3 protein-coding genes are annotated in these 12601 nt (G+C 71.3%); 2 read left to right on the plus strand and 1 reads right to left on the minus strand.

From position 1 onward, the window contains the following. Positions 1-15 precede the first annotated feature (15 nt). A complete protein-coding gene (locus AB0J08_RS20410) occupies positions 16-3438 on the minus strand; it encodes a hypothetical protein (RefSeq protein ID WP_360635756.1) in 3423 nt (1140 codons plus the stop codon). A 304-nt stretch (positions 3439-3742) separates the two neighbouring features. Between AB0J08_RS20410 and AB0J08_RS20415 the strand changes: the two genes are divergently transcribed. Beyond that, positions 3743-8119, plus strand: coding sequence for a ricin-type beta-trefoil lectin domain protein (locus AB0J08_RS20415; protein ID WP_360635759.1), 4377 nt, complete (start codon positions 3743-3745; stop codon positions 8117-8119). Between the two features lie 234 nt (positions 8120-8353). After that, on the plus strand, positions 8354-12295 hold the full coding sequence (locus AB0J08_RS20420; RefSeq protein ID WP_360635762.1) for a beta-N-acetylglucosaminidase domain-containing protein: 3942 nt from the start codon (positions 8354-8356) through the stop codon (positions 12293-12295). The last annotated feature ends 306 nt before the right edge of the window (positions 12296-12601 follow it).

Below are 12601 nucleotides of genomic sequence, written 5' to 3' on the forward strand. Positions count from 1 at the left end.
GCACGACGGCGCAGCTCAGGCGGGTAGGAGGAGGGACGTGCCATGACTCGAATCCTTACACGAAATCGAGTCTCCACTGAACACGGGGCGGTTCATCTTGAGCTGCGAGCCGCGGCCGACATCCAGGGTGGCGACGGTCTGCCAGCCCAGCGGGTTGGTGTGGGTGATCTGCGTGGGCAGTTGGCCGGAGGCCGGCGAGTAGGCGGTCCGGGTCTCGGCGCCGGTGGCATGGGTGGCGTCGGTGCTGCTCGGGTCGACGGTGCTGACGACCCGGCCGTAGACGTCGAAGCTCGCCCGGGCCGTGGGCTTGTAGACCGGCCTGCCGGAGGCGTCGTAACGCTCCAGCACCTCGGTCGCGGTCTGCTCGGCCTTGGCCCCGGCCTGGCCGAGCGGCAGGCCGTCGAAGTAGGCCCGGGTGTCGGCGACCGTGTTGTCCTTGGTGGCGGACGGACCGCAGGTGCCCTTGAGCACGACGGTCCGCGAGGCGAGTTGGGTCACCGCACCGCCCGGACCGGCGGCGTAGGCGAAGGAGGTGCAGAGCAACTGCTCGGGATGGGCCAGATCGCCGTTGTCTCGGACGAGGGTAGGCCGGGAGAGCAGCGTCGAGTCGTATTCGGTGGACTTCTCGCTGGTGCGCCAGCCGTTGACCAGCTTCTCGCGGCTGGTCACCTTGGCGGTGTTGACCGCCTGTGCGGTGATGGCCGGCATGCCGCCCGACTGGTTGCGAGTGGCCGTGACGGTGCCGAGCCACGGGTCCGAGACCACGGTGGAGACGACGTTGCCGTTCTCCGCGTCGTAGTTGGCGGTGTCACGGATATACCCGGCGAGGACGTCCTGGTCCTTGATCGTGCCGCCGTGCACGTCGGGGACGTTCACGGTGCGCTTGGTTCCGTTGGCCAGGACGTCGCCGTCCATGCCGCGTAGGAAGGTGGAGGCGGTCTTGGTCCTGGGTGCCTCGAGTTCGCTGCCGTTGCCGGAGAGAGTGGTCACCGTGGCATAGCCCCGGAACTGGTCCCAGGTACGGCTCTTCGGATCGGCGAATTCGGAGTCGTTTCGGTGCCAGGCGGCGCCACCGCCGTACACATAGTCGGTGACGGCGGTGGTGGCGCCGGCCACCGAGTCTTGCGAGGTGACGGACTGGATGATGCTCTTGTTGAACCAGTCGTTCACCGGGTCCGGCTCCGACTGTCCTGGCAGGTACCACTTGACCGGCATGCAGGCCATCGTGTTGCCGTCCTCGGAGGACGGCATCCGGCCGTTGGCGCGCGAGCATTCGGCGGGCTTGTAGACGACGTTGATCAGGCCGCCGGTCTCGGTGGTGATCGTCTGGATGCGCGGACGTTTGAAGGACTCGACCGAGGCCGAGGTGCCGTCCGGACGGACGATCCGACCGTCCACCCGGTTGGCGATCTGCAGCGGCTGGAAGAGGACCTCGGGAAGCGTGATCGGGGTCTTGCCGTTGCTGCCGGTGCGCTGGACGGAGTCCAACCAGAGCGACGGCGAGGTGCCGTCGCCCGGGTCCTGGAAGGACTGATTGAGGGCGAAGGAGTCGACCGGCCGGAGGGTGGAACCGTCCCAGACCTCGGTGTCGATCTTCGTCAGGCGCTTGGTGGTCCAGAAGGTGGGCGAGTAGACGGTGCATTCGCCGCCGGCGTCACAGGTCTGGTCGACCGGGGTATCGGGCCAGAACTTCGCGTTGGCCTTGGTCCGCTGAGACGAGTCACAGGTGGTCTCGGCGCCCGGCAGGCAGCGCTCGGCCGTGCGGAACCATACCTGGGCCGCCGGATTCGCCTTCCCCTTCGCTGCGATCTGGTCGGGCAGACGCTGGCCGTAGCCCACCCAGACCGGGTAGCTGCCACGCTGGTACTGGACCCGGGGGCCATTGCCGTCGTTCTGGCCACCGCCCCGGACGTAGTGGTTCTGCTCCTGCTCGTAGCGGTAGGTGATCAGGTTCTGGTGCGGGTCGACGACGTAGTCCAGGGACCACTGCCAGCCCATCTGCGACCACGAGTTGGTGGCCGGCGAGCTCGACTTCAGGCACGGGTCCTGGCCACCCGGCCAGTAGACCGGCACGGTGGAGACCGAGTTGCCGGCCTGGTCCGTGCCGTCGCCGCCGGGAAGGTGATTGGCACCGAAGTAGAACTGGGTACCGTCGACGGTGGTGACCCGCCAGGCCTCGCCGTTCCAGGCACCGTTGTTCTGGTTGGTCAGCCGCTCGACCTTGGTGCCGTCCTCACCCTTGAGATGCCACGCGCAGGAGGCGTCGTCCCGGACGAGCAGGCCGGCGTGACCCGCGAGTGAGAGCTGGAGCAGGTCACCGCCCCAGCACTGGTCGCCCGACTTGTCGATGCCGGCGTCCTTGCAGCCCTTGTAGCCACGGGTGATGGAACCGGGGTGCCAGTCCCAACCCTCGCCGATCCAGGACGGCTGGGCGTTGGTGGAGGCGGTCCTGCCGTCCAAGGCGGAGGAGTCGTAGCCGAGCGAGACACTGGGCGCGGCGCCCGCGAGCGCGGAGGGCAGCTCGACGGTGTAGCCGTAAGTGAAGTTGCCGGCGTTGACACCGGCCTGCCAGGAAGCCGACGGTATGATCGGGGAAGCGGTGAAGTCCCCGCTGCTGCCGGCCGGGGCTGCCTCGACTGCGAGGGTGACCGCCCCACCGGCGACCGACTGCGAAGCAGCGAAAACGCTGGAGGAGAGGGACTTGGCCGCTGCAGCTGTTGCCTGCGGTACCTCGACCTCGACCACCAGGCGGCCGGACGCTCCGTCGCGGTGGGATGGGACAGGCGTGCGCTTGGTGCACCCGGGCGCTGCGGGCGTGGTCAGGGCGCAGCCGGGAAGTTGCACGACGCGCGCGCGGGAGCCCCAGTCGGCACCGGCGTTCTTCGCCCAGGACGTGGTGTCGATCCCGACCTGAACGTGACCGGCTGCACCACCCTCGCCCGAGTCGGTGAGGGCGAGCAGCGCGCCGTTGACACCTGCGGCATCGGTCCGTCCCCGGTCGGCCACCTCGACCCGGAGCTGGGCGGGGCCGCCGCCCTTGGCCGGAGCGAGCGGCACGCTCCTTGCCGCGGGCTCCGAGGCCTGCGTCCGGGCGATCCAGACCGGCAACGATCCGACCTGCACCGGCGACGAGGCGGCGGACACCGAGACGCCGTCCGTCACGGACTGGGCGGGGGATACCGGCCCGGCCGTGCCATCGAGCACTGCGGTGGCTCTACCGGAGGGCGGGCTCGAGTCGGCCGGTGGAGTCCACTTGGTGCCAGGATCCATCTGGTGGCCCGCCACCTTGGCATCGGAGCCCTTCACGGGCTTGGTCTCCGGCACCGGGGTGTTCGGCGGCACCCAGATCTTCTCGTGCTTGACCGCCTTGGCAACCGCTTCGGCCGAGGGGATGGTCACGATCGACATGAGGACCGCCAGCGCTGCCGTCGCCGCCATCCGTGAGCGGTGCGGGCGCGTGAAAAAACGGGCACGACGAGACAACTGATCCCCCACAGAGTGCCGAGGCCTCGAAACGGCCTGTGCATCGACCCAGGCCACGGGGCACCATATGCGCACACGTTCGATCACAGGTAGTGAATTCTTGGAATCCTCCGATGTGACCAGAGTCACTTCGTGGCCAATGCATCACCAGCCGAGACAACCCGGACACCCTGTCGACATAACGCTTTGACAGCGAAACGAACGTGAAGGCAACGTGCGGCTGATCCCTGTTCACTTCACATCCGATGACAGGTACTTCATGTCGAGTCCACAACCGTCCGTACCCATAACTCGCAGGCGAAGCACGGCAAGCAGGACACTCGGGACAGCATTTCTCCCCCTCGCCTGCACCGCGGCCCTCGCCCTCGGCGCCGGCCTGCTGGTCGCCCCCGGGGCAGCGACGGCCGCTCCGGCCACCGATCGCAATCACGGGCCGGCCGACCCGTCCTGGCCCACCCACCCGCTCAAGTCCAACCAGGGCGGGCAGGCGTCGGCCATCAGGAAGGCAACGGCTCAGGCGAAGAGCAGCGGCAAGCCTGTCGCCGTCGACGGGCTCACCACCGCCGGAAGCCTGACCTCGGCCAACCCCGACGGAACGCTCACCATCGACTCCAGCCCGGTGGCGGAGCGCGTCAAGAGCCCGGACGGCACTTGGCGCGCCATCGATGAGACCCTGCGCGCCGCCTCCGACGGAACGTTGACTCCCGTCGCCGTCCCCTCCGCGCTGACGTTCTCCGGTGGCGGCAAGGGCGCGATGGCGACCATGGCGACGTCAGACGGGAAGAAACTCGCGTTCAAGGCGCCCTTCGACCTTCCCAAGCCCGAGCTCGACGGCGACAGCGCCCTCTACCGGTCCGTCCTGCCGGACATCGACCTGAAGTTGAGTGCCACTCCGGCCGGCGGCTGGCGACAGGTCCTGACCGTCCGTACGGCGGCGGCCGCGGCCGACCCACGGATCAAGCAGTTGCACCTGGACGTCTCCGGCGACGGACTGACGGTGAAGGCCGACGCGCACGGCAATCTGACGGCCGAGGACACCGCCGGAAAGGTCCGGTTCACCGCCCCCGTCCCGGTGATGTGGGACTCCACGCCCGCCCCGGCCGAGACCGCCGCCGCCCAGCCCGAGGCGCTCGGCAAGTCCGCCGAGGCGCCGCCGGCAGACAGCGCTCCGGGCCCGGCATCGTCCAGTGCCGAGGCACCCGGCGACCATGCCAGGGTCGCGCCGGTCGCCACGACCGTGAGTGGCACCGGTATCGACCTGGTTCCCGACACGACGGCCCTCGGGCAGGGCACCGGCCCGTGGTACATCGACCCGGGCTGGAATCCGAGCGTCGACAACGGCACGCAGGCCTGGGCGCAGGTCCAGGAGGGCTGGCCCGACAATCCGGAGTACAACGGCACCGTCTACGACCAGGACAAGCCGGCCGCCGGATACTGCGACTACGTCGACAGTGCCAACCCGTGCGAGCGGAAGGGGCGTGAACGCGCCTACTTCCAGCTCGGCCTCAACTCGCAGTTCTGGGGCTCCACGGTGCTGAGTGCCAAGCTCTATGCCAACGTGGTGCGCTCGTCCAGCCCCGCTACCCCGACGCCGATGAACCTCTACTCGACGGGCCGGGGCAACGACAACCCGATCAACCAGTGGACCCGTTGGAACGCCCAGCCCTGCGGGAAGGGCTCGATCGGGGCTGCGTGCTCCAAGGTCACCACTACCTGGCTCAAGGGCACCGGAGGTGTCGAGTTCGAGGTGACCTCCTTGATGGCCCAGGCCGCCGCCGAGCAGTGGGGAGGCTGGACCTTCGCGTTCGCGCCCGACGACGAGGCGAACAAGTACTACCGGCAGCGGTTCGCCAACAACCCGCATGTCGTCGTGACCTACGACATCGCGCCGCGCGTCGGCTCACCGGCTACCAGCCCCACGCCGGGATTCGCCCGCGAGGCGTCTTTCAACGCTTGCAGGACCCCCGACACCGTCAACCCGTGGGACAACCCCGGTTGGCTCGGGGCCAACACCGACATCAACATCAGCGCCGACACCTGGTCGCCCACCGACCAGCAGCTCTGGACCACGTTCAAGATCTGGGACGACGACGACGGCGGCTCTTCCAAGATCTACGAGACCGGCTGGAGCGCCGGCTCCGGCCGGGTCAACTTCAACGTCGGTTCGCTGATCGACGGGCACCAGTACGGCTGGTTCGCCGTGACCGACGACGGAACGCTGCAAAGCGGCAACACCGACATGTGCTTCCTGCGCATCGACCGGACCCCGCCGACCGCCCGGATCACCTCGACGGACTTCCCGGAGTCGGGCACACTCGGCGGCCATCCGAAGCTCGTCGGCCAGCAGGGCACCTTCACCCTCACCGGTTCCGACCCGGCGCTGGCCGACGGCGGCCGCTCGTCCGGTCTGGCCTGTGCCCGCTGGACCACCGACCCGGTCCAGGCCGCGGCCACCGGGTGGAACTGCAACGACGGCGGGAACGTCGTCAGGATGGAAGGGAACGGCTCCTACGAGCTACCGCTCACACCGTGGCACTGGGGCACCAACTTCCTTTATCTGCAAACTCAGGACAACGCCGGGAACATGTCCCAACCTGTGGCGTACACGTTCTACGTCCCGAACAATCCGGACGCACCGGCTCCCGTTCTCGGCGACATCGACGGTGACCGAAAGGCGGACGTCCTGCTGGCCGACGGGTCCGGCGCGCTTCGGATGATCGGTGCCGGCGTCGACCCGTTCACGGCACCGAACGCCAAGCCGCAATCCGCACCAGGTACCACGGACTGGAGCAATGTCCAGGTCACCCACCGGGGCTCGTTCAGCACCTTCAATGTCGACGACATGATCGCGCACGCTCCAGGCGGAGCCGAACTCTACCTGTACGCGAACGACAACATCGCGGCGCATCTGGACGGTCAGGCTTCGGTGCCGCAGGCGAAGTCAAGGGGTTGCTACCTTCCGGATGGCACCCAGATCACCTGCCTGGACTACGGCAACAGGGACGACTGGTCCGCCGTCACACAGATCGCCGCGTTCGGGTCACCGTCCGGTGACAGCCCGAGGCCCAACGGTACGGGCCTACCGGCTCTGCCGCGCTCCGCTCTGCTCTTCGTCGAGGACGGCAGGCTCTGGCTCGCCAAGTCCCAGAGCGTCCAACTCCTCGACGGCCCTGCCGTTCTGCTCTCACCGCCGGGAAGTCACGACTGGAACGCCTACGACCTGATCACCCCGGGCCCGACCCAGACAACGGATATGCCCACCGTGTGGGCCCGCTACCGGGTGGACGGCACCATCCATGCCTATCCGCTCGTCAAGAAGGCGGCGGGTCTCGACGTCACGGCACTCGTCGACCTCACCAAGGGAACGATCGCCAACGGCATCGACCCCGGGCTCTACCCGAAGGTCGGCTCCGACGGCGACCTCACCGGGGACGGCATCCCCGACCTCTGGGCGATCGACACCAACCAGCAGTTGGTGAGCTGGTCCGGAGTCGGCACTCCCGCACCGAAGACCACCGGTACCGGCCCGACCGTCACCGGGCTGGCCTCGGCCCCGGTCGTGCTCGGCAACCTCAACCGGCCGACCGGCAACTGGCTCGCCGCCCCGAACGGTGCCGACTCCGTCACCGACGGCCAGGGCAGGACCAATGCCTGGGCGGACCGCGTCGGCTGGGTCCAGGACACCGTGGGCGGCCGCAGCACGACGGTCGCGAGGTTCGGCCCCGCGGACGGCTCGGTCATCACCATGTCCGGCCCCGTGGTGGACACCCGTAAGAGCTTCACCATCTCCACCTGGGCCAAGTCGGGCTCCGGCGGCGGTATCGTCGCAAGCCAGGACACCGGCCACGGCAGCAACTTCATGCTGTACAACGAGGGCACGGGGAAGAACTGGGCCTTCGCGCTCGCCTACGGCGACGACGACAACTGGCCGTACCACTGGACGAACGGAACCAACGCCAACGCGGCGGTCCGGCCGGGCGTCTGGACCCGGCTCACCGCCTCGTACAACGCCGGCACCGGCATGATGTCCCTCTACGTCGACGGCGTGCTCGCCGGGACGGGCTATCACAGGGCCAGTGAAAGCCCGCCGTCCTCGGGACCGTTCGTGTTGGGCCGGTACAAGCACCAGTCCACCGCGAGCGCCAGCTTCGACGGGAGCATCAGCGGCACCGCCGTCTACCCGTTCGCGGTCGGTCCGGCGGGAACCGGCACCAGCGGCACGATCCAGTCCGCCGTCAACCAGTCGATGTGCATCGACGACGCCGCTTTCGGCACCGCCGACGGCACCCCGATCCAGCTCTGGGACTGCCACGGTGACACCTCGCAGCAGTTCTCGCTCGGCAACGACGGGACGGTCCGGGTACTGGGCGGCTGCGTGACGCCGATCGGTTCCGGACGGGACAGCGGTGTGAAGCTGGAGTACCGCGCCTGCAACGGCACCGATTCCCAGAAGTGGATCCCGCTCGCCGACAACGCACTGTTCCACCCGGCCTCCGGCCGCTGCCTTGACCTGCCGGGCTCGAATGCCACCAACGGCAACCGGCTGCAGCTCTGGGACTGCCACCCCGGCGCGTCCGAGCAGTGGATCATTCCCGCGCTGCGGACGGCCGTCCTTCCGGCTCCGCCGCTGTCATGACGGCGGGCTCCGGCCGGGAGCCCACGCCACCGGGGCCCGTTCCGTCGACTCGGTCGACGGAACGGGCCCCGGGCGGTTCGGGGAGTGATGAAACGACAAAGGGGACAAAGTTGGCATACCCGTCGGCGACGTTGACACCGGCAGGGCCAGCTGGTGGGCTTTGGCCCGATGTGGTCGTTGCTTGGCGAGGAGGCTCCTGTGCAAGCCCGAGTATCCGTCGCTGCAGGGCGGCGGTTGAGGCAGCAGCTGGAGCAGAGTCCGGCGCTGCGTGACGTGTTGCAGCATCCGGCGGCGATCGCGGCGCGGCGGGCGACCGCCCGGACGTGCCGTCAGCTGGCGCCCAGGGCGGCGGACCGGCTGATCGCGGATCTCAAGGGCACGGAGCCGCTGCTGGCGTCGGTCCGGGCCGAGCGGTCCGGGGCCGGGCGGGCCACTCCCAGCCGGCGGACGCTGCAGGTGGCGGCGACGCTGTCGGCCGCGGCCGTGGTCGGCGGGCTGCTGGTGAGCGGACCCGTCGCGTACGCCTACAGTCCTGGGCCGGACGTGGTGAGCACCGCGGAGCAGACGCCGCTGGGCAGCGTGAGCAACCCCCGGGTCTTCCCGCGCCCGCAGGAGCAGAGCGTGGCCGGCCGACCGGTCGCGGTACCGGCCGCGGTGACCCTGGTGACCGCGCCGAAGGCGGACCACGGCGCCGTGGACACCGTGCGCGAGGTGCTGGGCGTGGCCGGGGCCACCACGGTGACGCCGCAGACGGAGACCGGTCCGCCGGTCGCCGGATCGCTGGTGGTGTACATCGGCGGCCCCTCCGAGGGCGCGGGCGGCGACGTCGACCGCGCGCTGCGGGAACTGACCGTGGCGGCCGGCGACAAGGACAGCGCCGCCCCCTCCACCACGGGGATGCCGGCCGGCGGGTACGTGCTCTCGGCCGGCCAGCTGCCGGCCCCGGGCGGCGGGACGTACGGGGTGGTGGTGCTGGCCGGCGCCGACCAGGCCGGCACCTTCTACGCGGCCCAGAGCATGCGCCAGCTGCTGGCGGTCGTACCGGCCGGGCAGGGACAGGCGCCGGGCGCGGCCGGCCTCGGACTGCCGGGGATCACGCTGCGCGACTGGCCGTCCGGCGCACCGGTGCGCGGCACCGCGGAGGCGTTCTACGGCACCCCCTGGAGCCAGCAGCAGCGCCTGGACCAGCTCGACTTCCTGGGCCGCTCCAAGCAGAACTTCTACCTCTACGCCCCGGGCGACGACCCGTACCGGCTCTCCCGCTGGCGCGACGCCTACCCCGCCGCCAAGGCGGTGGAGCTGAAGGCGCTGGCCGCCCGGGCCGGGGCGAACCACGTGACGCCGGGCTACGCGATCGACCCAGGACAGTCGTTCTGCTACAGCTCGGCCAAGGACGCGGACGCGCTGGTCGCCAAGCTGGACGGGCTGCGGGCACTCGGCTTCACCGCGTTCCAGCTGCAGTTCCTGGACGTCTCCTACGACGAGTGGCACTGCGGCGAGGACCGGTCCAGGTACGGCACCGGGCCGGCCGCCGCCGCCAAGGCGCAGGCCGAGCTGGTGGCCAAGGTGCAGGACCGGCTGATTGCGAAGACCCCCGGGCTGGCCCCCCTCTCCGTGGTGCCGACCGAGTACCACCAGCAGGGCTCCACCCCGTACCGCAAGGCGCTGGCGGCGGCGCTGCCGGCGGGCGTGCAGGTGGCCTGGAGCGGCGTCGGGGTGATCCCGGAGAAGATCACGGGCGCTCAGGCCGCCGAGACCGCCGCCCTGTACGGGCACCCGCTGGTCACCATGGACAACTACCCGGTGAACGACGCCAACCCCGACCGGCTCTTCCTCGGCGCCTACAGCGGGCGCGACGCGGACGTCGCCACCCGGTCGGCCGTCATGCTCACCGGTGCGATGCAGCAGCCGGTGGCCTCGCGGATCGCGCTCGCCACCGCCGGGGACTTCGCCTGGAACCCCGCGGGGTACAAGCCGGAGGACTCCTGGCAGGCCGCGCTGCGCTCGCTGGCGGGCCCTGCCGGCGCCACCGCCGCCCCGGCCGGGGCGGTCCTGGCGTCGGTCACCGCGCTGGCCGGCAACAGCTCCTCCTCGCCGCTGTCCGCACAGGAGTCCGGCTATCTCGCCCCGCTGCTGGAGCGGTTCTGGGCGACCGCCGAGCCGAACGCCGGGGCGGCGCCCGACCTCGCCCGGCTGATAGAGGCGGCCGCCCCGCTGCGGGAGTCCTTCGCCGCGATGGCGGGGGCCCAGCAGACCCTGACCGCCACCCCGGCCACCGCGTCGCTGGCCGCCGAGGCCGGCCCCTGGCTGGCCCCGCTGCGCGACTACGGCCTGGCCGGCCAGGCCGCGCTGGACATGCTGCTGGCCCAGCGCGGCGGCGACGGCGCGGCGGCCTGGCGGGCCCGGGTCGAGCTCAACAAGCTGCGCGAACAGCTCGGCCAGAGCCCGGCGACGGTGGGCACGGGCGTGCTCGGCCCGTTCCTGGAGCGCGCCGTCCGGGCCGCCGACAACTGGGCCGGCGTGGTCGGCGGCGGGGCCGCCCCGACCACCACCCTGGGTACCGCGCACGACCACCTGCCGGCCCTGATGACCGACGGCGTGGCCGACACCTTCTACTGGAGCTCGGCGCCGCCGCAGCCCGGTGACTCGGTCGGCCTGGACCTCGGCGGCGGCCGCCCGGTCGGCAGCGTCACCGTCCTGATGGGCTCCTGGGGCAACGGCCCGGACGGGTCGAGCGCGCTGGACGACTACATCCGCGACGGCGTCCTGGAGTACTCCACCGGCGAGGGCGGCTGGAAGCAGCTCGCCCAGGTGAAGAACCAGAAGAGCGTCACCGCCCAGCTGCCAGCCGGGGCGGTCGTCCGGGCGGTGCGGCTGCGCGCCACCGCCGCCCAGAAGACCGCCGTGGCAGTCCGCGAGTTCACCGTGACCGCGCCGGACGAGGCCCCGGCCAGCGTCACCGGCGGCCCGGCCGCGCTGCCCGGCGCCTCGGCGGGCGCCGTGCTGGACGGAAACCCGGACACCGCCTACCGGGCGGCCACCGCGCCGACCGCCACCGACGAGCCGCTCACCGTCGAACTCGGCGCGGCCCGGCCGCTCGACCGGCTGACCGTCCTCACCGACCCGACCGTCCGGGCCTCCGCCACCGTCGCGGTGCGGCACGCGGACGGCACCTGGGCGGAGATCGGCACCATCCAGCCCGGCTACAACGAGCTGCCGGCCGGCGGCCAGAGCGCGGACGCGTTCCGGCTGGCCTGGAAGCCCGGCGGGGAGCCGCCGGTCGTCAACCAGGTGATCCCCTGGTACGCGGACGCCCCGGCCGCCCGGCTGAGCCTGGCCGACGCCGCGCTGGACGTGGTGACCGGCGCGGCCGCGCCGGTGCAGGCCCGCGCCATGATCGAGGCCGGCCGGCCGGAGGGCACGGTCGGCGAGCTGCGCACCGAGGTACCGGCCGTGGCCAAGGGCCTGACCGTGGCGCCGGCCTCCGGGGTGAGCGTGCCCCGCGGCGGCCGGGTGGGCGTACCGCTGCTGGTCAGCGCCGCGCCGGGGACGCCGTCCGGCACCTACCAGGTGCCGGTGCTGTTCGTGACCGGCACGACCACCGTGCGCCAGGTGCTCCAGGTGCACGTGGTGCCGCCGACCGGTGGACCGGACCTCGCCGGCACCGCGCAGGCCGCCTCCTCGGCCGACGAGACGCCGTCCTTCCCCGCCTCGGCGGTGGCCGACGGCGACCCGAAGAGCCGCTGGTCCTCCCCCGCCAAGGACGACGCCTGGGTGCGGCTGGAGCTGCCGAAGGCCACCCACCTGGGCTCGGCGGTGCTGCACTGGCAGGCCGCCTACGCCTCCTCGTACAAGATCCAGACCTCGGCGGACGGCGTCGCCTGGACGACGGTGGCCACGGTGGACGACGGTAAGGGCGGCACCGAGACGGTGCGGTTCGACGCACCGGACGCGAAGTTCCTGCGGGTCCAGGGCGTCGCCCGGGCCACCAAGTACGGCTACTCGCTCTGGGGCGTCGAGCTGTACGCCGTCACCGACCCGGCCGCCCCGGTGACCGGGCAGCCGGCCCCGCCCCCGGGCACCCCGGCGACCCCGGCCACACCCACGGCACCGGCCACCCAGCCCGCCGCCACCCCGTCGGGGACACCCTCGGGCACCCCGTCGCAGAAGCCGTAGGGGCCCGGGGAACCGGAGCAGCCCCGAAGCGCAAAGCCCTCCTGCCCACCGGCGGCACGGAGGGCGAGCGAACAACCGGAACGCCGGCGCGCGACCCCGTACTGAGTCCCGAGCCCAACCCGCCCCGAGCAGGCCACCCGTACTGAGTTCCGCCCCGCGCCCGACCCGCCCCGAGCCGAAGGGCCGCGCCGGTGCCGAAAGGGAGAAGGGACGGAGCGACGAAGGAGCGACGGAGCGCCGACCGTCGGCACCGGATCAAAGCGGCCCGGAGGCGAGCGGGCGAAAATGCGGCGGGCCGCCGTGCTC

It is taken from the genome of Kitasatospora sp. NPDC050463 (genome assembly GCF_040655255.1).
Classification (GTDB): domain Bacteria; phylum Actinomycetota; class Actinomycetes; order Streptomycetales; family Streptomycetaceae; genus Kitasatospora.